14 protein-coding genes, 1 tRNA gene and 1 pseudogene are annotated in these 20,119 nt (G+C 72.3%); 6 read left to right on the top strand and 10 right to left on the bottom strand.

Annotation, left to right across the window (positions count from 1 at the left end):
• Positions 1-173: 173 nt before the first annotated feature.
• Complete coding sequence (locus AB0C36_RS04795; protein ID WP_358349252.1) at positions 174-1,940, bottom strand: class I adenylate-forming enzyme family protein; 1,767 nt, start codon at positions 1,938-1,940, stop codon at positions 174-176.
• A 210-nt stretch (positions 1,941-2,150) separates the two neighbouring features.
• On the opposite strand from AB0C36_RS04795, the gene AB0C36_RS04790 reads away from it, so the two are divergent.
• A complete protein-coding gene (locus AB0C36_RS04790; RefSeq protein WP_358349250.1) occupies positions 2,151-3,017 on the top strand; it encodes an enoyl-CoA hydratase-related protein in 867 nt (288 codons plus the stop codon).
• Positions 3,018-3,260: 243 nt separating this feature from the next.
• Positions 3,261-3,683: a MarR family winged helix-turn-helix transcriptional regulator gene (locus tag AB0C36_RS04785; protein ID WP_358349247.1), complete on the top strand. Its 423-nt coding sequence runs from the start codon at positions 3,261-3,263 to the stop codon at positions 3,681-3,683.
• An 88-nt stretch (positions 3,684-3,771) separates the two neighbouring features.
• Here AB0C36_RS04785 and AB0C36_RS04780 read toward each other — a convergent pair whose 3' ends face one another.
• The 3 genes from AB0C36_RS04780 to AB0C36_RS04770 all read right to left on the bottom strand — a co-directional run bounded on the left by AB0C36_RS04780 (position 3,772) and on the right by AB0C36_RS04770 (position 8,641).
• A complete protein-coding gene (locus tag AB0C36_RS04780) occupies positions 3,772-6,072 on the bottom strand; it encodes a RelA/SpoT family protein (protein WP_358349244.1) in 2,301 nt (766 codons plus the stop codon).
• A gap of 242 nt (positions 6,073-6,314) precedes the next feature.
• Positions 6,315-7,469 carry an Rv3169 family protein gene (locus tag AB0C36_RS04775; protein ID WP_358349241.1) on the bottom strand — a complete coding sequence of 385 codons (1,155 nt, stop codon included), beginning with the start codon at positions 7,467-7,469 and terminating at the stop codon, positions 6,315-6,317.
• Positions 7,466-8,641, bottom strand: a complete 1,176-nt coding sequence (locus tag AB0C36_RS04770; RefSeq protein ID WP_358349238.1) for a phosphotransferase family protein — start codon at positions 8,639-8,641, stop codon at positions 7,466-7,468. Before AB0C36_RS04770 ends, AB0C36_RS04775 begins: the two co-directional genes overlap by 4 nt.
• Before the next feature lie 380 nt (positions 8,642-9,021).
• Between AB0C36_RS04770 and AB0C36_RS04765 the strand changes: the two are divergent.
• A pseudogene (locus tag AB0C36_RS04765) lies at positions 9,022-9,663 on the top strand (HAD family hydrolase); the annotation flags it as partial.
• Positions 9,664-10,042: 379 nt separating this feature from the next.
• Here the strand turns inward: AB0C36_RS04765 and AB0C36_RS04760 are convergent.
• Positions 10,043-11,212: an NsdA family TPR-like regulatory protein gene (locus AB0C36_RS04760; RefSeq protein WP_358349235.1), complete on the bottom strand. Its 1,170-nt coding sequence runs from the start codon at positions 11,210-11,212 to the stop codon at positions 10,043-10,045.
• A gap of 521 nt (positions 11,213-11,733) precedes the next feature.
• Between AB0C36_RS04760 and AB0C36_RS04755 the strand changes: the two genes are divergently transcribed.
• Positions 11,734-12,177, top strand: coding sequence for a hypothetical protein (locus AB0C36_RS04755; RefSeq protein WP_358349232.1), 444 nt, complete (start codon positions 11,734-11,736; stop codon positions 12,175-12,177).
• A 947-nt stretch (positions 12,178-13,124) separates the two neighbouring features.
• Positions 13,125-13,460: a DUF8844 domain-containing protein gene (locus AB0C36_RS04750; protein ID WP_358349229.1), complete on the top strand. Its 336-nt coding sequence runs from the start codon at positions 13,125-13,127 to the stop codon at positions 13,458-13,460.
• Positions 13,461-13,466: 6 nt separating this feature from the next.
• On the opposite strand, the gene AB0C36_RS04745 is transcribed toward AB0C36_RS04750, so the two are convergent.
• From AB0C36_RS04745 to AB0C36_RS04725, 5 genes are all read right to left on the bottom strand, one after another.
• Complete coding sequence (locus AB0C36_RS04745; RefSeq protein ID WP_358349226.1) at positions 13,467-14,798, bottom strand: AAA family ATPase; 1,332 nt, start codon at positions 14,796-14,798, stop codon at positions 13,467-13,469.
• Positions 14,795-14,989 (bottom strand): hypothetical protein, encoded by a 195-nt coding sequence (locus AB0C36_RS04740; RefSeq protein ID WP_358349224.1) that lies wholly within the window; start codon positions 14,987-14,989, stop codon positions 14,795-14,797. Before AB0C36_RS04740 ends, AB0C36_RS04745 begins: the two co-directional genes overlap by 4 nt.
• Positions 14,986-16,527, bottom strand: a complete 1,542-nt coding sequence (locus tag AB0C36_RS04735; RefSeq protein ID WP_358349221.1) for a hypothetical protein — start codon at positions 16,525-16,527, stop codon at positions 14,986-14,988. Before AB0C36_RS04735 ends, AB0C36_RS04740 begins: the two co-directional genes overlap by 4 nt.
• Entirely contained in the window at positions 16,524-17,915 is a 1,392-nt protein-coding gene (locus AB0C36_RS04730) for a hypothetical protein (protein WP_358349218.1), read from the bottom strand. Before AB0C36_RS04730 ends, AB0C36_RS04735 begins: the two co-directional genes overlap by 4 nt.
• Positions 17,916-18,023: 108 nt before the next feature.
• Entirely contained in the window at positions 18,024-19,766 is a 1,743-nt protein-coding gene (locus AB0C36_RS04725; RefSeq protein ID WP_358349215.1) for an NsdA family TPR-like regulatory protein, read from the bottom strand.
• A gap of 268 nt (positions 19,767-20,034) precedes the next feature.
• On the opposite strand from AB0C36_RS04725, the gene AB0C36_RS04720 reads away from it, so the two are divergent.
• A tRNA-Lys gene (locus AB0C36_RS04720) sits at positions 20,035-20,111 on the top strand.
• The last annotated feature ends 8 nt before the right edge of the window (positions 20,112-20,119 follow it).

The following is a 20,119-nucleotide window of genomic DNA, read 5'->3' as shown; positions in this document are numbered from 1 at the left end:
TCGCCTCGCGTGGACTCAGCTCGGCTCGGGTCGACTCAGCTCGGCCCCAGTGGACTCACTTCGGCCCGAGTGGACTCAGCTCGGGTCGACTCGGGTCGGGTCGGGGCGGGTCGACTCGGGTCGGGTCGGGGCGGTCTGCTCAGGTCGCTCAGGCAGCGCCCGCCCGGCCCGGCTCACAACGTGAGCATCTCCCGCAGCTCGCGCTTCAGCACCTTGCCCACCGCGTTGCGCGGCAGCGGCCGTTCGCTGAACCGCACGATCGTCGGGACCTTGAACGCCGCCAGCCGCCGCGCCACGTGCCCGCGCAACTCCGCCGCGGACACCACCGCTCCCGGCTGCGTCTCGACGACCGCCGCGACCTCCTCGCCCAGTTCGCGGTGCGGTACGCCCACCACCGCGACGTCCGCGACCGCCGGGTGCTCGAAGAGCACCGCCTCGACCTCCGCCGAGTAGACGTTCTCGCCGCCCCGGATGATGACGTCCTTGAGCCGGTCGACCACGTAGACCAGCCCGTCGCCGTCGACGTACCCGAGGTCACCGGTGCGGAACCATCCGTCGGGGAAGCAACTCGCGCTCTCCTCCGGCCTGTTCCAGTATCCGCGAGCGATGTGCGGCCCCCGGAAGCGGAGTTCACCGGTCTCGCCCCGCGCCACCTCGCGCCCGGTCGCCGGGTCGACGACCGCGACGTCGACCACCGGGACCGGGCGGCCCACGCTGTCCGGGTGCGCGTAGTACTCCTCGCCCGAGTTGGCCACCACGGCGCTGGTCGTCTCGGTCGTGCCGTAGCCGTTGAGCGGCGACACCGCGCGGCCGGACATCCGGCCCACGCCGTCCACCAGGTCCGGGGGCACCGGCGCGCCGCCGGCGCCGAGGCTGAGCAGGGACGACAGGTCGTACTTTCCGCGCGCCGGGGACTCCAGCAGGCGGCGCAGCAGCGTGGGGACCATCGTCGCGCTCGTGACGTGCTCCGATTCGATGAGCTGGAGGGCGCGTTCGGTGTCCCAGCGGCGCATCAGGGAGAGCTTCGCGCCCTGGCCGGCGGCGGCGTACATGCCGACGAGTCCGGCGATGTGGAAGAAGGGGTAGACCTGGAGCGCGCTCGGCCGGGGCATGTCGGGCGCCGCGGCGTAGAACGCGGGCATGCCCTTGGTCAGCATCTCCGGTGGTACGCCCGCGCGGGCCAACTGCACGGCCTGGAGCAGTTGGATGGTGTGCAGGTTGGTGGTGTGGTTGCGCTGCGTACCGACAGCGCCCTTGGAACGGCCAGTCGTGCCCGACGTGTAGATGATCGTCGCGTCGTCGTCCGGTGCGATCTCGGCCGCGGGCAGCGGGCAGGGGTCGGACCATCGGGTCAACGCCGCCGACAGGTCGGTCATGCCCGGCCGCATCGGGCCTTCCGGGTGCGCGACGAGGACGGCACGCACACTCGTCGGGACCACGTCCTCCTCCGCCGCCGCGAGCAGTTCGGCGCGCTCGCCGTCGGCGACCAGCACACACGTGCCGGAGTCGGCCAGCGCGTACCCGAGTTCGTCGGCTGTCCACCACGCGTTGAGCGGTACGGCGACGGCGCCCAGGACCTGCGTGGCCCAGAACGCGAGGACCCACTCGGGGTGGTTGCGCATCGCGATGGCGACCCGGTCGCCCTTGCGCACGCCCAACTCCTCGGCGAGGTGGCGCGCCAAATGGGCGACCAGCCGCAGCTGTTCGTCGTAGCTGATGCGGCCTGTCTCGTGGACGAGCGCGTCGGCGGTCCCGAAGGCGGCCGTCCCCTCGAAGACCGTGCGGAGCGTCGCGGGCGCGGAGGCGTACTCCCGCCACCGGCCGCTGCCGTGGTTGCTGCTCCGATCGCCGGACGGACCGCCGCCACGATCACTGTCGACGATGGCGAACACCGAGTCCGGGGCGGTCAGTTCCGCCAATGCCTGCGTGCGGTCGAGCATTCGCCTGCACCTCCTGGCCATACGCCATGCCTGTTCACGCGTTGCGGGGACCCGGGGTGGAGCGGCACCACAGTAGTCCGGCAGGCGGCGTACCAGAACAGTTTTCCCGGCAACCGCCTGTTTCGCTCCAAGGGCTGGCGTGCCACGACGGGACACGGCAGGGTGTTGAGCGAGCGTTCGTCAGGTCGCCTGCGTCGGAGGAGCCGCCCCATGGAGTACGAGCAGATCGCCACGGAAGCCAAGGACGGGATCCTCACCGTCCGGCTGGACCGTCCGGACCGGATGAACGCCTACACGTTCCGGATGCGCGCGGAGATCTCCGACGCCCTGGACCGGGCGGACGCCGACGACGACATCCGCGTGGTGGTCTTCACCGGCAGCGGCCGGGCGTACTGCGCGGGCGCCGACCTCGAACAGGGCGCGCAGACCTTCGACGCGACCGCGCATGCCGCGGTGACGGGCGAACCGGAACCCGCCCCCGAGGACTTCCGCGACGACGGCGGCAAACTCGTGATGCGGCTCTTCCGTTCCACCAAGCCGCTCATCGCCGCCGTCAACGGCCCGGCGGTCGGCGTAGGCGCGACCATGACACTGCCGATGGACATCCGGATCGCCTCCTCCGACGCGCGTTTCGGCTTCGTCTTCGCGCGCCGGGGCATCACCCCCGACGGCTGCTCGACGTGGTTCCTGCCCAAGGTCGTCGGCATCGACCGCGCGCTCGAATGGTGCTTCACGGGACGCGTGTTCGACGCCGCCGAGGCCCACGAGGCCCGGCTCGTACGCGAGATCGTCGCTCCGGAGGACCTGCTCGACCGCGCGTACGAGATCGCCCACGGCATCGCGGAGCGCACACCCGCGGTGGCCGTCGCGGTCACCCGCGCGCTGTTGTGGGGCATGCAGTCCGAACCCGACCCCTGGACCGCGCACCGGCTCGAGTCGCGCGCGCTGCACTGGGCCGGCCAGTCGGAGGACGCCCGGGAAGGCGTCCTGGCGTTCCTGGAGAAGCGCCCGCCGAACTTCGGGCTCACCGTCAGCCGCGACCTCCCCGACCACCTCCGCAGCTGGCCCGCCGAGTAGCGCCGGGCGCGACCGGAACTCCGGTCGCCGCATACGTCCCGTCCGCTCCTCCGCCTGGCCCCGGACACGCCCGAGCCGGGGCCAGGCGGGGCCGCGGCGTATGTTCACCCACACGTTCGACCCTCGCAGTTGTGTTCAGCAACCGTTGTAAGGCACGCTGTGTTCGGCAGCGTTGTCGGTGGTGAGGGTGTCGGCGTGGGCGAGCAAATGCAGACGGCCGTGAGAGACAGTGCGGGGCGTCGCGTGGTGCGTGAGGTCGGTGCCGCCACGCGGCTGCTGCGCGGGCTGATGGCTCCCCCGCTGCACGCGGCGGGCATCACCCAGGCGGAGTTCCACCTGCTGGCGATCCTGGAGGAGCGCGGGACGTCGACCGGCAAGGAACTGTCCTGCAAGCTCAGCCTCGACAAAACGACCGTCAGTCGGCAGCTGACCGCGCTCGAGGAAGCCGGCGCGATCGCCCGTACGACCGACCCGGCCAACCGGCGCTCGCACCTGATCACGCTCACCGAGGACGGCCGCGACCGCCTCGCCGACGCGCGCCGACGTACCATCGCCGTCCTGGAGGACCGTTTCTCCACCTGGCCGCCCGAGGAACTGGACGTTCTCGCGGACCACCTCGCGCGCTTCAACGACCAACTGCGCGGCGTCGGCGTCACCGAGGCATAAGAGCCCCGGCCCGCGAGCGGCGAACACCAATGCGCTTTCAGGCCGCCGCCCAGGGCGGTGCCTCGCCTGGGGCCGTCCCTCGTCGGCGCTACACCTCGCCCGGGGACTCCGCGACCCTCGGGTGGATTCTCGGCCGCGCGCGATAGACGTCGTACACACCCTGCACGCGCCGCAGTGCCTTCAGCAGGCGCGGGAGGCTGGCCAGGTCCGCCAGACGGATCGTGTACGTCTGCCGCACCCGCATCTGCTGCGGCGGCGCGATCGACGCCGACGTGATGTCCGCCCCCGCCGCGTCGATCGCGGCGGTGACGTCGGCCAGGAGCCTGGGCCGGTCGAGCGCTTCGAGTTGCACCGTGACGCGGTAACCGCGCTCGGCCTGATGCGGCAGCCACGCCGCCGTCACGATGTCGCGCCCGGCCCGGATCATCTGCTGCACGTTCGCGCAGTCGCGCTGGTGCACGGCGACCGTACCGCCCCGGATCACGAAGCCGGCGAGCTCGTCGGGCGGTACCGGGGTGCAACAGCGGGCGAGGCGCACCGGCGCACCGGGCGAGCCGGGCACCGACACCAGGGTCTCGCCCGCGTCCTGTTCGGCGAGGACCGCCGGGGCCGCCTCGCTCGACGCGGCCAGGTTGCCGAAGGACTGGTCGGTCGGCGCCTCGTGCCGCCCCGGCATCCCGGGGATCATCTCCGCGGGGATCCCCGGCGGCATCCTTGCCGGCATCGCGGCGGCGTCCGGCGCCGGGTCGGGGTGCTCGGCCAGCCAGCCCTGGATGGCCACGCGCGCGAGCGGACTGCGGACGAAACCGAGCCACTCACGAGAAGGGCCCGCGCCGGAAGGCGGGGCCGTGATGATCGATACCGTCTCGCCGTCCGCGAGCACCGAGGAGAGGGCTACAAGACGGCCGTTGACCTGTGCGCCGATACAGCGGTGGCCGGTCTGCTCGCCGATCGCATACGCGGCGTCGACGCACGTCGATCCGGCCGGCAGCGTAAGCGGGCGGCCTCCAGGTGTGAACACCAGCAGCTCGCGGTCGGCCGACAGGTCGGCGGTGAGCTGCGACCAGAAGGCCGTCGCGTCGGGGATGCCGCCCTGCCAGGTCAACAGCCGGTGCAGCCACTCCAGCTGACCCCGGCCGTCGGAACCGTCGGTGTCCTCCGCGGTATGCGCGACGACGCCGAACTCGGCGAGGCGGTGCATGCGCCGGGTGCGGATCAGGACCTCGACGACCTCGCCGCCGGGCAGCGAGATGGCGGTGTGCAGCGACTGGTACAGGTTGAACTTGGGGGTCGCGATGAAGTCCTTGAACTCCCCCGCGAGCGGCGTCCAACAGGTGTGCATGACCCCGAGCGCGCCGTAGCAGTCGGTGTCCGCGTCGACGACGACCATGAGCCGCGACAGGTCGAACGGCCCGAGCGGCGCGTCGCCGCGACGCACCTGGACGCGGCGGGCCGAGACGTGGTGCCGGGAGCGCGGGGTGACCTGCGCGTCGATGCCAGCGTCGCGCAGCGCGCGGCGTACCGACCCGGCGAGGGCCGCGGCGGCCTCGTCTCGCTTGGCGGCCTGCTCGGCCAGCACCCGCACGATGCCGGCGTGCTCGTCGGGTTTCAGCGTCGCGAAGACGATGTCTTCCAGCTCGGTCTTGACGACGTGGATGCCCAGGCGCTCGGCGAGCGGGATGAAGACGTCGCGGGTGACCTCGGCGATGCGGATCTGACTGGCCCGGCGCATGTGCCGGATGGTCCGCATGTTGTGCAGCCGGTCGGCGAGTTTGATGACCGTCACGCGCAAGTCGCGGCCGGTGGCCACGAGGATCTTGCGCATGGTCTCGGCCTCGGCCTCCTGCCGGTTGTTGAAGTCGACCTTCTCCAGCTTGGTGACGCCGTCGACGAGGTGCGCGACGTCGTCGCCGAAGGACTCCCGGACGGTGTCCAGCGTCAGGTCGGTGTCTTCGACGGTGTCGTGCAGGAGGGCGGCGACCAGCGTGGTGGTGTCCGCGCCCAGCTCGGCGAGGATGGTCGCGACGGCGAGCGGGTGCGTGATGTACGCCTCGCCGCTCTTGCGCATCTGGCCACGGTGCGACAACTCCGCGACCACGAAGGCGCGTTGCAGCAGTGCGAGGTCCGCCTTCGGGTGGTGCGAACGGTGCACCTGGACCAGCGGGATCAGCGTTTCGAGTGCCTCGGGGCTGCGTCTGCGGTTGCCGCCGATGAGGAACGTCGCGGCGGCGAGGCTCAGCCGCTGCACGGGGCGGCGGGCGGCACGGCTCGCCCGGTCGGGATTCGTGGCCGAGGCTTCCCCGCGCTTGTCGGGGCGCGCATCGACCGGACGGGGCGTCACATCTCGCGCGCCCGCGCCTACGGGCGGGTCGATCCCCCCGATCGTCATGGCGCACCTCCGGCACTGGAACACCGGAGCATCGCCCCGGTGGTTCATGCTACCGGCAAGTCAGGGGGGCATGTCCGGCGGATGTCGCCGATCACACACCACCACCCGTGCGGGTGAACTTCCCAGGGCCGCAAGAGCGGAGGCGGCCCGCGCGCGTCGAACCGATGCCCGATCGGACGCGCGCGGGCCGTCTGAACAGCGCCGATGCCCTGCCGTGGCATGGGGCTCGGACACCCGCCGGACTACATGAAGGACGTCTCCTCGGTCAGGCCGAGCGACGCGTCCGCGCCCGTGATGATCGGCTGGCAGTTGCCCCATCCGACACCTCCGCCGACCGGGTCGGTGACGCGGATCACCGTGTCGCGGATCTGGTGCAGCCGCCGCGCCTGCTCCGGCGTCGAGCAGTCCGCGACCCGGTCGCCCTCGACGTGGAGCTCGCCGCGCCACTCGCCGTGGTGGTGTCCGTCGAGCCCGAAGTACAGCCCGCCGCCGAGGTGGAAGCCGGTGTCCGAGACCACCTCGATCTGCAGCGGACGCGCCGAGCCGTCGGCCATAGTGGCGTGCACCTTGCCGCCCCGCAGCCGCCGGTTGACCGGGTCGTACGACAGCTCGGGCACCAGGTCGGCCCACTCCTCCACGCGTCCGTCCGGGTGCTCGACCCCGCCGGTGACGCGCTTCTGGGAGAACCCGGGTGCGGTGGTGATCTGGTAGTGCAGGAACAGCGCGTACCGGCTGCCGTCCGGGCGCTCCATCAGCACCGGGGACCAGATCATGCGGAACGACGCCGAGGGGGGCATGCCGGCCGGCTCCAGGTCGGAGGCCGGCGTACCGACGTCGTAGCGGGTGCCCCACGAGTGGTCGCGCGTGGAGACCCAGGTGTCCGGGGTGATCTCGGTGCGCTCGCCGTCGACCTCGACCCAGCCGTGCGCCACCCCGGTCTGGTGGTAGCGCACCAGGTCGGCGGCGACGCGGTAGGCGCGCCGGTTGTGCGTGCGCTCCTCGCACACCGGCGGCACGACGGCCTCGAAGGTCCAGTCGAAGGCGATCGGCTGCGCGTCGTTCGGCTCCAGCACGAAGCGGACGACCTTGAGCGGTTCGAGGACCTCGTACTTGACCGGGCCGATCTCGGTGCGCGTCGGCTCGGGCGACAGGCGGCGGGACGCGCGTACGGTCACCTGCTCGACGCCGCGCGACACACCCGCGTAGCCGTCCATGACGTTGCGGTTCGTGTACTTGCCCAGGCCGAACCCGAGTTGGAGGCTGCCGTCGCGGGCCGCCGCCATCGCGCAGACCTTCTCGGTCCACGAGGGGTCGGTGGTGCCGACCGAGCCGAAGGTCTCGGTGACCTGGTGGGTGAAGCCCTCGTCCGCGGCGATCAACTGGCCTATCGGGTTCACTGGGCGGTCTCCTCCGTGGTGCCGGCGGACTCGGTTGCGGCCGAGAGCGAGTCCCAGTACGTGCCTTCGAGCATCTTCTCGATGAGCGCCCGGTGCAGGACGGTCTCGTCCAGGTCCTCCGGCATGACGCGCTCGCCGAAGAACTCCTGGCGGTGCGCGATGCGGGCCATGACGACGCCGTGCCGGACCGCCGAGTACACCTCGAAGTAGTGCGTGTTGACGGGGGTGTGGCCGGTGAGCCGCTCGTACTGGGCGTAGACGTCCTCGCGGCGCAGCAGGTCGGGGATGCCCGGCAGGCCGCCGTACCGCGTGGCGATGTCCTGGAAGAAGTCGTGGATGAACACCATCCACGCGAGGTCGAGTTCGCGCGGGCCGACCGCGGCCATCTCCCAGTCGAGGACGGCGGTGGGCGCGAAGTCGACGTACAGGATGTTGCCGATGCGCGCGTCGCCCCAGCTGATGACGTCGGCGCCCGGGTCCTCCGGGAAGTTGTCCTCCAGCCAGGTGAAGGCCCGGTCCAGCAGCGGTACGCGGCGCCCCTCGATGCCCCACTCGTAGAACGCCTTGAGGTCGTTCAGGTGGCGGCGCAGCGCGGAGTCGCCGGGCTGCTCCAGCTGCAGGAACGCGATCTCCTCGGGGGTCGCCTCGATACCGTGGATCTCCGCGACGATCGCGACGGACGCCTCCTGCAGGCGGCGGCGGTCGGCCGGGTCCGCCTTGAGCAGCCAGCTGTCGATCGTGTACGGCATGACATCCGGCGGTGCGGCGCCGTCCGCCCGCCCCATCACGAAGAAGGGAGCGCCGAGCGGTGCCTCGTCCGGCTCGTTCCACAGCAGCTTCGGCACCGGGATGCCGCAGCGCTCGCCCACGAGGGTCATGACGCGGTACTGCTTGTCGAGGTCGTACGTCGGGAAGACGGGCTTGGCCTCCAGCGCCGGGCGCATGCGGACCACGCAGCGCTCGGCGCGCGTCGCGCCGTCCTCGGTCCAGGTCGCGTCGAACAGCAGTGTCTCGCTGGACATGCCGTTGGTCGCGGGGATGCTGAGCTCCGAGACGTGGGGGTCGGCCCCGTCCGGCAGACGTCCCGCGAGCCACGAGACGAGCCGGTCGTGCACCTCGTTCAGGTCGCGGTTGCTGACCTGCGGGCGGGCGACCTCATCGGAGTCGGCCACGACAACCTCCGGTATCCGTGCCGCGTTTGCGACGGGTGCTTCGGGTTTGCCCGGGGCCCGGTACGGTCCGTGAGGCCCGGGAGCGAGCCCCAAAAGTGAAACCGGTTCTATCACGTGCGACACGTGTCATCAATGGTCGGCGGGCTGTCGGGCCGGTTCCGGAACGGCGCGCTCCGGCGTACGCGGCCCCCGGACTCCCCCGCCGCGCGGGCGCGCGCCGTCACCCGTCCGCCACGTGCCCCCCAACCGGACGCACGGTAAGCCGGTCCCCCACGGCCCGTACCGCGATACCGTCTGGGTGGTCCCGCGCCACCCGGGTCGCCCGAGTCGCCCGAATCGCGTCCGCCAAAGGGGCCGGAGACGGGAGCAGGAGCAGTCGCATGAGGATCAACGCGGTGGTGTTCGACGTGGGTGAGACCCTGGTCGACGAGAGCCGTGAGTACGGCACCTGGGCCGATTGGCTGGGGGTGCCCAGACACACCTTCTCCGCGGTCTTCGGCATGGTGCTGGCCCAGGGCCTCGATTACCGCGAAACCTTCCAACGGTTTCGACCCGGCTTCGACCTGGAGTCCGAACGCGCCGCCCGGGCCGCCGCGGGGCGCCCGGAATGGTTCGGGGAGGACGACCTCTACCAGGACGTCCGGCCCTGCCTCAAAGCCCTGCAGGGCATGGGCCTGTGGCTCGGGGTCGCCGGAAACCAGACCGTCAATGCCGGATCGATCCTGCGGGGCCTCGACCTGGGCGTCGACCTCGTCGCGACCTCCGACGACTGGGGCGTGGTCAAGCCCGACGCGGAGTTCTTCGAGCGGCTGGTCGAGGATTGCCCGTACCCGGCCGACGAGATCCTGTACGTCGGCGACCGCCTCGACAACGACGTGCGCCCGGCGCACCGCGCGGGCCTGCGTACCGCGCACGTCAAGCGCGGCCCGTGGGGCATGCTCGTCGCGGCCGACACCGAGCTGCGCGAGGTGGCCGACGTCCTTCTCACGTCGCTCGACGAACTCCCGGGCGAGATGGGCCGCTTGACCGGCAGGGGCACCGGTGCCGGTGCTGGTGCCAACGGCAATGGCAGTGGCAAGGGCAAGGGCAGTGGCAACGGCCGGAAGAGCGCGGACGGCGCGAAGGACACCCCGGGGACGCCGACGGCGCGATCAATCGCGCAGTGAGCCGTGCGGACGTGCGGTGAGACGCGCAGCGAGACGCAGTGAAACGTGCAGTGAGAAGTGCAAGGCGGCCGGTCCGGGATCGGGGGTCCCGGGCCGGCGGCGACGGCGGATCGTGGGGAGGCAGCGTGCCGTGTCCGCCACGCGAGGGGCCCGCCGCAAAGGTGTCCGGCCCCGTGGAAGCAGGCGGGATCGAGGGTTCCGCGAAGCCCTGACCGTGCGCGCCTCGGAACGGCCGTCAGGCGGCCGGATCCGGGGGGCCGGGGAGATCGGCGACGTCGGAAAGGTCCGGGAGGTCCGGGAGGTCCGGGACCGGCTCGGGACGAGGGCGCGGACGCGCGGAGGACTCGGCGTGGCCGGCCGCCAGGCGGTCGTCCAGTTCCGCGACGAAGGGCTCCCCGGCCCACGGGGAGAGGGCGGCGCGTACCGTGCGCACCCGGTCCACCGCGGTCGCATAGCCCTGGCGCTCCACGAGCCCCAGGACGCGGTGCAGGAGCCCGCACGCGTCCTCGGGCTCCCGGGCCGCCGCGGACGCCGCCGCCAGGTCCGCCAGCGTGACCGCGCGCTGCTTGTCCGCGTCGGGGGCGAGCCCCGCGAGCGTACGGTGCAGCGTGGCCTTCGCATGGTCGGTACGCCCGGCCGCGAGTTCCGCGGCGCCCCGGAATCCGTCGAGGCGCGGCCCCGAGAACCAGTCCAGCCACGCGGGCGGTCCCGACGCGGACCACGAACCGGTCGCGGTCCGGGCCGGGTGCAGGGCGTCCGCGGCCCGGTCGAGCAGCGGGAACGCGCCACCGGGATTGCCGAGGCGTACCTCCGCCTCGGACGCGACGGCATCGAGCCACGCGTGGATGACCGGCCCCGCGTCGCCGCGCGTCGCACAGTCGCGGGCGGCGTCGAGACGACCGCGCGCCTCGCTGCCGCGCCCCGACCAGGCCGGGGCGAAGGCCATGTGGCCCAGCACGGCGGCGCCGAGCGCCCCGTCGCCGGCCGTGTCGGCCGCCGCGAGGGCGAGGTCCTGCCAGGATTCGACCTGCTTTTCGCCCAGTTGCAGGTCGAAGAAGGCTATGCGGGAGACCAGCAGCGCCGATTCGGCCACCGCGGCGGCAAGCCGCGGGTCCGGTCGGCCGGCCATGAGACCGGCACCCGTGCGGACGTGCCGCGCCACCTTGGGCAGCAGGTGGGCCGGCTCCTGGGTCCAGTACTCCTCGCGCAGGCGGGCGGTGGTCCGGGCGTACGCCGCGGGGTCGGCGGCCCCCGAACCGTGGACGGATTTGCGGCCGGGATCGCGGGTGCCGGCCGCAGCGCGGCCCTGCGTGCCCGCACTTACTCCTGCGGCCACGCCGGCGGCACCGGCAAGAAAGCTTCGTCGTTGCACCGCGTCCTCCACGCGCATCGTGATGAAGGGCATGCCCGCACCGCACCGACACCCGCGACGTCGCCGTCGCCGGGGCCGGACTGCGGAAGGAGAAGGAGGGGGAGGGCTGCTGGTTCACGATCCTGGCCGCCCGAGGACCGGTGCCGCTATTGGTTGAGGCCCCTTAGGGGCCAAGAGTCCTCCACGAGTCCTCCAGGAGTCCCCGGCGGCGACCTCGTCACACACGGTGCCGACCTGATTGCATCGATGTCAGGACGACGGGAGGACGCACAGGAGGACGTCCTGACACAACGTCAGGCCTGGTGCCGGACACGGCACACCCGCACCGTCCGGCGAACGAACTGCCCGACAAGCTCACGATGAACCCGGAACCATCGCACCGCGGAACACGAACTTCCCGAACAATTCGGCAGGTTCGGTCGGTTCGAAAGCTCCGACAGAAACGACGAACACGACAGGCACCAGCACGACGGGGACCCGCACGACAGGAACGACAGGAACGACACCCACGGCTCGGACCACGGCCCACGCACCGACGAGAGAGGACGCCTCCGTTGAACGCCGACGTCAACCGCAGCAGGACGGCCGTGGTGCCGCAGGACATGATCCGGAACCCGCACGCTCCGCGCCTTGTCGCGGCCGGCGAGACCTTCGATGTCATCGAGGTCGAGGACCGGCTCGGATTCGAGGCCCTGGGAGCCCTGTACGCCCACCGCGTCGCGGTGGGACCGGTGATCTCCGACCGGCGCTACCGCCGCATCGGGTTCCTGGTCCCTCCTGCGACCGCCGCCCCTGCGGCCCGGCAGCGCGCGGTAGGCCCGCGCCACCACGGCCGCGGGGCGTGGATCACCGTGCCCCCCGCGGACTGCGAGGACGGGCCGCTGGTGTGGCTGGTCCCGCCCAGCCCCGAAGGGCGGCTCACCGCGCTGCACCACGTACGGGCCGCCATAGCGGAGGCGGCGAGAACGCTCGCCGACTCCCGGCCACGGGTCTCCTGAGAGACCCCCACATTCGTACCGGCCGAGGTTCCTGACTGAGCGGCTCCCCCTTGTCCGACTCGCCTCGGCCGGTACTGCACCACTTGCGCCACCGGAAGCATGCGCACTGCCTGAACCACTTGATCGACCGGAACCGCGCGGATCGTGTGGACCGCGCGGATCCCGTGGACCGTCCGGCCCGCGTGGACCGCCAGGACAGCAGCGCATTTGAACGCGGCTGAACCCGGCCGCAGTTGCCGCACCCGCACAGCCTGTCGCACGTACTTCGGTCGCTTGTCCGCTCGATTCGCTCCAACCGCCGCCCCCGCCGGCCAGGCCGTGAACCACGCGCCGACGTCGGCAAAACCTTCGTACCGCAAGGACCTTCGACCGACGCATACCGAACTTCCGACGCACACCGAACTTCCCTGGGGCTTCCCGGCGCCGCCACGCCACACGCCCCGCTCCCGCGGCATCCCTGTGCCGGTCCCACCCCCCAGTGGTCGGCAGCCGCGATCCGGGAAGCGCGACCTCCGTAGCGCGATCCCCGGCGACAGGACCCGGCCCGGCAGGCCGGGCTCTGTCACGTCGCGGGCAGGCGAACGCGACGCGGGCGAACGTCCGCGCCCCACAACCCGAGCCGGTTCCCCGACCACCGTCAGGTCGGGGAACCGTCGCATGTGCGCGGCCGCTCCGTCGCCGCGGGTACGTCGCCTGCTCGGTCCGCTACGTCGCCTGCTCCGGCGCGTCGACGCCGCGGGTGCATCGCCGACACGACGCGTCACCCCGGCAATCGATCACCGCAAGCGGCGATTTGCCCCTCTCGTGCATGATTGACGTGAGCGTTCGGGACGTACGGCCCCCGCAAGATCGCGGTTACCGGCCGGTCGTGTGCGTAGTCGCAACGCCAGTGGGCATGCCCACATCGTTGTGACGGGGGGCCCGCGAACACGCAGGAGGAGTAAGTCATGCCGCCAGAGCCGTCGAAGCCACGCATTCGTCCCGCGCGGCTGCTGTTCGAACCCGCCGTGTTCGAGCGCGAGGAAGAGCGGTTCTTCGACCTGGACGACCTCACCGACCCCGAGGTCATGCTCGACCGCGCCACGCAGCTCACGGAGGCCTTCCGGGCCGCCGCGGACCGTGCCGTCGACTACCAGGCGATAGCGGTGGCGCGGCTGGCCGACCGGCGGCGGTTCGACCGGCTCGAACCGGCGCAGATCGCGGGTCGGACGGGGTGGAGCGAGGCGTACACGGTCAAGATGATCGAGTACGGCGAGCGGCTGATCGCCAAGCGCGGCGACTGACGCGCGTCACAACTCCACGCGGTTGTCCGCGAGAGTGCCCAGGACCGCCTGGTTCGCCTCCCAGCCGTCCGGGAACGACACCGGCAGGCCGAGGTGCACCGGCTCGGACGACGGGTGGGCGTCCAGCAGTTCGGGGATTCCGGCGCGGGCGACCACGAGGCACGCGTGGCGGTGCCGGGACGCGAGCACGCACAGGCGCCCGGTCTCCAGGTGGAACGCGGTGGCGTCGCGCCGCCCGGACAACGGGTGGAGGAAGACCGTGACGTCGAACTCCCGTCCCTGGAGCCGGTTTGCGGTGTCGACCACGATGTTGCGCGCGCCCGGGACCTCCGCCTCCAGGCGTACCAGCGCCGCCTCGACGCGCGACCGCTGCTCGCGGTGACTGACGCCGACCGCGATCCGGCCCGCGTCCAGGGGGTTTTCGCCGCGTTCCGACACGGCGGTCCCGTGGCGGGCGAGTACGCGGGCGGCGAGGGTGGCCACGGTGCGTACGGTCTCGTCGTCCGACGGGAGGGTGAACCCGGGCGGCAGTTCCAGCAGGCCCCAGCCGGAGTCCGCGGCGATGTCGACGACTTCGTCGTACGCGTCCTTGCGGTGGCCGGCCTCGAAGTGCAGCCTGCGCTCCCCGCGTTCGGTGCCGGAGCGGAACGGCGTGAACGGGTAGAACGCCTCCGAAACGAGGGGCGCGGCGGTCGCCGGCAGCCGCCATGACACCGGCAGCCGGTGCACCGGAAGGTCGGGGTTGTGGCGGCGGAGGACGGCCACGGCGCTCTGCGAGGGGTCGTACGTCAGCCCGTGCCACTGCCCCGCGTCGACGGTCGCGAACGGGTCCAACTGGCCCGGGTCGCCCACGAACAGCGCCTTGTCGAACAACCGCGCGACAAGGAGCAGCGCGTCCGACCGCATCTGGTACGCCTCGTCCACGATCGCCCAGGCCCAGCGCCGGTCGTCCACCAGCGCCCACTTGGCGGCCGTCGACACCACGATCTCGCAGCCGTCGAGGTCGCCGGCCTTGCCCGCGATCTGCACGGGCGTGGCCGCGAGGTCCTCGCCGGGGCGGTAGTCGGCGGCCGACAGGCGGCCGAGCACGAGGTTCGGGTGCTCCTCGGCCAGGCGCAGCAGCAGGTCGTCGACCTGGTTGTTGGTCTGCGCGACGATCATGAGCCGGTCGCCGCGCCCGGCGATCTCCGCCGCGGCCCGCACCACCAGCGTGGACTTCCCGGCGCCGGGCGGGGAGTCCACGACCACGCCGCGGTGGCGGCCGGACGCGAGGTCGGCGAGCACGGCGGCGGTGACGCGTCCCGCTGCCTTGCCGGGGTCCTGGGAGATGTCGTTCACGCCGCCGCCTCGTTCGCCTTGCCTGTGCCCGTCTTGCTGCCGGTGTTCGCGTTGCCCGCGTTCGTGTCGCCCGGGTGCGTGTCGTCCGGGTTCGCGTTGCGCGCGTTCGTGTCGCCCGGGTTCGCGCCGTCCGCGTTCGCGCCGTCCGGGTTCGTGTTGCCCGCGTTCGTGTCGCCCGCCCGTGCGGTCATGCCCACTCCTCCTGCGCGGCGGCCAGTTCCTCCTCGTCCGGCTCCCTCGGCGCGCTCTCGTCGGCAGGCGCCGGACGCGGCTCCGGCGGGCCGCCGTGGGTCCACGGAGTCTCCTCCGCCGACGGCCACTTGGGGCCGCCACGGAAACCGGAGGCGGCCACCGTCCAGCACAGCAGGTCGCCCGGCTCGGGAACGCTCCCATCCTCCGGCGTCTTGCCGCGCCCCATGCCGCCCGTCAGTTCGATGCGTACCTCACGCGTATCCCCCGGCCCTTCCGCGACCGCGATCAACTTGGCTTTGGCCTTGGGGCGTTCGACGCACTCCAGTTCGGTGTCCAGGGGCAGAAGCGGGTCGTCCGACGTCTGCACCACCATGAGCGGTCGCGGCCGGGCCAGCTTCTTCCCCGGTTCGGTCACCATGCGGTCCGCCTCGACCGAGACGATCCGGCCGCGGAAGGCCTGACCGACCAGGCGCGCACCCGCCATCAACAGCGGGTCGTCGCGCAGTTGTTCGGTCTCCAGGCGGGCCTGCGCCTGCTCGCGCCGGTGGAGTTGCTGCGCCGCGGCGACCGCACCGGGCACGCGCGGCTGAGGACGCGAGTCCGGGCTCTGCAGGTCCGCCGCGAAGAGGCTGTACGACATGCGGTCCGTCTCCCAGCGGCCCGCCACCGAGGCGCCGACCGGGAGTTCGCGCAGCAGTTCCAGGCCACGCCACACGCGCCGCCAGGTCGGCATGAGCTCGGCACCGAGCGCGTCGCGGATGCGTTCCTCCGCGCGCGCCGACACGTGCGGGTCCTCGGCACGCTCGGCGGCGTCGTACGTGGCGATCAGCGGCGCGAGCTTCTGGTCGAACTCCGGTGCGGACGCCGGGCCCGCGGGCGGCGCCCCTTCCGCCTCCCGGGCCGTCACGGCCCCGGAACGCCCGGGGTCGGGGTCGATCCACCCCATCAGCGCCGCGAGTTCGCCGTTCTCCAGATCGCTCTGGCCGGTCGCCCAGGTCTGCGTCAGGAGGTCGGTGAGGGCCAAGAGGACGCAGGAGCCCGGCGTACGCGCGCGGTCGGCCAGCCAGGTGGCCCAGCGGCCGAGCAGCGGGACGTCGGGGTGCACCGCGTACTCGCCCTCGCTGCGCCGGAAACGCGTCGAACGCCCGAGCAGGCGCATGTACTCGATGCCGCCGCTCGACGGGACGATGATCTGCGGTGCGTCGAGCGCGCGTTCGTACGCGTCGTCGTTGCGCCGCTCGACCGTCTCCGTCGTGTCGATGTACTCGGTGAGGTACGGCAGGAGCACCGTCGCGAGCCCGGCGACGTGCGCGAACCGGCGTTGGCGGTCGCGCGGTTGGGGGACCACGAGCAGGTGCGGCGCGGCCGGGTCGTCGCCGACGAGGGCCGCGAGCGGCGCGAACGCCTCGCCGGACATCGTGTACGGCACGAACACCACGGGCCGGTCGGACAGGTGGCGGTGGCGCACGGTCGCCGCGGGCTGCGCGTACCCGGTGGCGGCGGCCCTGAGGCGGCCGAGCGCCGAGACCGCGCTCACGAGACTCCTCCGACCGCTCCGGCGAGCCCGCCCGCCTTGGCCGTCCCGCCCTGGCCGACCACCCCGGCCGCCCCGGCCGCCCCGCCGGCGCCTGTCGCCCCGGTCATGCCTGCCTCCGCTGAGCCCACTGTCCCTGACACGTTCACGGTGCCTGACGCGCTTCCTGCGTTCCCTGCGCTTCCTGTGTTGCCTGCACTCGCTGCGCCCCCGCCGGCCGCGGCCTCGGCCAGCACCTCACGCCGCAGGGCTTCCGCGCGCCGGAGCAGACGCGCGATCTCCTCCTCGCCGCGCTCCGGCGCACACTTCCCGTCTGCGAGATCCAGTGCGCGCCCGATGTCCTCTATCCCGCCCAGCTCGCCGCGGATCCCGGTGCCGAGGGTGCCCACGAGCCCGCCGGACCCGTGCGCGCCCTCACACGCGCGAGCCTCGGACCTGCAGAAATGCGCAAGCTCGCAGGTCGAGAGGCAGCCCGGGATGTACTCCGCACGGACCGCCCCCACCGCCCGCGCCACGGCCGCCTGCCCCGCCGCGTCGTCCAGATCGAACGTCAGTCCGAGCGGCAGCGTGTCGAGCAGGTCGTCCACCCGGGCGAGGCGGGCGAGGCGGCGGCGGGTCACCGCGAGCTCCTTGCGGATGTCGAGCAGCGCCGCGGTCGGCTGGTTCGAGAAGTCCCGCGGGCAGACCAGCACGACGTCGGTGGACACGACCTCGGGCGGGTGGCCGAGATGGGCCGCGGTCTGCTGGAGGGCCAGCACGTACACCGCCGCCTGCCGGGCCGCCGACGCGAGCTTGGCCGGGTCCGCGACACCGTCGATCACCGAGAAGGACTTGATCTCGACGACGTGCAGCCGCCCGGCCACCAGGCACGCCATGGCGTCCGGCTCCAGGTACGCGCGGGTCCCGGCGACGTCCAGGGGCAGCAGCGGATGGTCGAGGATCGCGCACAGGCCGGGGCGCGCGGTCTCCAGCGCACGCCGGAGCGCGGTCCGGGTGCGCGCGACACGCTCTTCGCGCCCGGGGCGTTGAGCGGCTCCTTCAGGCGCGTCCTCGGCCGGATCGCCCCCCAGCTCGGCGTAGTCGCCCTCGACGACGTCCTCCGGCGTGACGCCGAGGGCCTCGTGGAGCAGCGCGCGCAGACCGGCGCCCGCGTCCTCCTTCACCAGCGCCTCGAACGCGTGTCCGCGCACGATCGCGAAGGGGGACTGGCCGTACGCCACCGGGAACCCCAGGCGGGTGGCCAGCACGGTCTTGTCTATCCCGGCGGCGTCCATCACACCGCGTCGCGCACAGCCGGGGTTGGCGGCGAGTGCCGCCACCGTGCGCGCATTGTGGTTGCGCGTCGGCAACGACCCCCGCAGCAGGTCGAGTCGTGAGTCGGTGGTGCCCATGTCGTGGTCTGCGGCTCCGTACCGTCGTGAGGCTGATGCGGTCCCGCCACAGTGTGTCCCATGTGTGCGACAACGCAGGCCACCCGGGGTGAAGTCCGCGTGGAACTCTCAGAGCAGGCCCGGCGGGAGCCCGTCCTCCTCCACCACCTCGAGAACCGGCGGTCCCCCCTTCTGCCATGCCACAAGCTCTTGGTCGAGGCGCCGGATGCAGTGCGCGTTCTTGAACGGCTCCAGTTCGCGCCGGACGTCCCAAACCCGGTCCATCGCAAGCGAGTACCACTGCTTGCTCAACGCGTCGAGCGCCCGCGACAACATGCCGCTCGCCTCGTCGACGTCGCCGCTGGCGGCGGCGACCCGGGCGAGGTCGGCACACGTCACGGCCTGCTGCTTCGCCGAGTTGGCCGGGAGGTCCCCGAGGGCGTCGGTCAGGGCGTCGCGCGCGGCGTCGTACCGCTTCGCGGCCAGCTCCGCCGCGCCCCGGAAACCCCACAGGCGCGAAGAGTCGAAGAAGTCCAGCCAGGCCGGGACTTCGTGCTCGTCAGGATGGCAGAGCAGATCCTCGGCCCGGTCCATCAGGTGCAGCGCGAGGTCCTTGTCGCCGATCGTGGACTCGATCTCGGCGTTCACCGAACACAACCACGACCGCATCAGCGCGGGAGCACCCGCATCCGCAAGCGCACCAGGGTTGTTCGCCCGCGCGATCATCGCCCGTGCCTCGGCCGCCCGTCCCGCGAAGGCCGGCATGAACGCCTGGTGCGCGAACACCGCCTGGCGCAGCAGCGGTTCCTGCGCCTCGTACGCCGCCTGGTCGGCCAACTGGTAGAACCGCCGCGCTATCTGCTCGCTGCCCAGGTCGAAGAAGGCGATACGCCCCGCGAGCAGCGCCGTCTCGGACACCGAAGCCGCCAGCACACGGCGCGGCCGCGCGGGTCCCGGCGCCTTCAACAGCTTGTCGCCCAGCAGCACATGGCTCACCACCGGGTCGTACGTCATCAGAGCAGGGGCGACCCAGTACATCTGCCGGTACGACGCGGTCAGCCGCGCGTACTGGTCCGCCACCGGCGACCCCAGCCGCCCGGCCCGCCCGGGGCCCGGCACCGACTCGGTGAGGTCCGGCAGACCGCCCACGCGTTCGACCCGGTCGACGGCCCGCAACAACGCCGGCGTCGCGGACCGCAGCCGATCGGGCCGCGCCGACCGCGGCGGCGGATGCTCCACCGGTCCGCCGTGCGGCCCGACCTGCCCCGGCAGGATCAGCCCCGACGAACGGCGGGACCCACCTGGCGAGTTGAAGTCCGCCCTCGGCTCGACATGATGCGCGGGCTCCGGCATGAGCCCCGGCGCGGCCGGTATTCCGCCCGGCAGCGGCGCCGCCGCCCGCGGTAAGACCCGCGGCCCCGGCGGCTCCCGCCCGTCCTCGGGCGTCCGCTGCGCCCGCGGCGTGAACCGGTACCCTCCCGACCGCGGAGGCGGCCTCGGCGTATCCGCCGACCCGTTCACCGGGCCCGACACGTACCCCCGCGGATGCTGCGGCGGCAACCCCGCCCCAGGCGCCGGTCCCGCCGCATCAAGATCGGCCTGCCACGGCGGCGTGAACCCCAGGTCCGCCAACTGGCAGCCGAACAGCTCCTGCAGCACCTTCTGGTAGTCCGGCGTCGGCCACGGTGGGTCCGCACTCTCCCACCGCCGCACCTGGCGCACACTCACGGCGAGCCGCAACCCGCATTCCAGCGCCTTCTTCTCGAAGGCATCCGCGAGCTGCTGCTGTGAGACCCACCCCTTGGCGTGGCGCAGCGCTTTGAGACGCACGTTCCCCGGCATGGAGGAGCCGCCACCCTGCCGCATGGCCATCGGCGTCCTCCCCAGAGATGCGCGGCCCACGGTTTCGGACCGTCAACCTACAACCAAGCAAAGCGTGGCGGCCCGTGATCCCGACGGTACCCGTCGTGAGCTACACGCGGGGACCACTTTGCACATGTCCGGAAAGAGGCGTCCTCCCCGCGTCCTCCAAAGAGTCCTCCCCAAGACCTGGCCCACACCCCCTCCCTACCCCTTCATCCCCCACCTCCCGATTTTTTGATCACCCCATCCGCCTGCTAATGTCTACCCATCGCAACACGCGCCGCTAGCTCAGTTGGTTAGAGCAGCTGACTCTTAATCAGCGGGTCCGGGGTTCGAGTCCCTGGCGGCGCACCAAGTCCAAG

This window comes from Streptodolium elevatio (assembly GCF_040649515.1).
GTDB lineage: Bacteria > Actinomycetota > Actinomycetes > Streptomycetales > Streptomycetaceae > Yinghuangia > Yinghuangia elevatio.
The sequence above is the reverse complement of the archived record's forward strand: the minus strand, read 5'-3'. Positions and strand labels throughout refer to the sequence as shown.

What these genes read in the sequence shown, in the direction of transcription:
- AB0C36_RS04730 (WP_358349218.1), bottom strand. Translation starts at nt 17,915, where the DNA reads ATGGGCACCACCGACTCACGACTCGACCTGCTGCGGGGGTCGTTGCCG.
- AB0C36_RS04740 (WP_358349224.1), bottom strand. Translation starts at nt 14,989, where the DNA reads ATGACCGCACGGGCGGGCGACACGAACGCGGGCAACACGAACCCGGAC.
- AB0C36_RS04780 (WP_358349244.1), bottom strand. Translation starts at nt 6,072, where the DNA reads ATGACGATCGGGGGGATCGACCCGCCCGTAGGCGCGGGCGCGCGAGAT.
- AB0C36_RS04795 (WP_358349252.1), bottom strand. Translation starts at nt 1,940, where the DNA reads ATGCTCGACCGCACGCAGGCATTGGCGGAACTGACCGCCCCGGACTCG.
- AB0C36_RS04725 (WP_358349215.1), bottom strand. Translation starts at nt 19,766, where the DNA reads ATGGCCATGCGGCAGGGTGGCGGCTCCTCCATGCCGGGGAACGTGCGT.
- AB0C36_RS04790 (WP_358349250.1), top strand. Translation starts at nt 2,151, where the DNA reads ATGGAGTACGAGCAGATCGCCACGGAAGCCAAGGACGGGATCCTCACC.
- AB0C36_RS04750 (WP_358349229.1), top strand. Translation starts at nt 13,125, where the DNA reads ATGCCGCCAGAGCCGTCGAAGCCACGCATTCGTCCCGCGCGGCTGCTG.
- AB0C36_RS04760 (WP_358349235.1), bottom strand. Translation starts at nt 11,212, where the DNA reads ATGCCCTTCATCACGATGCGCGTGGAGGACGCGGTGCAACGACGAAGC.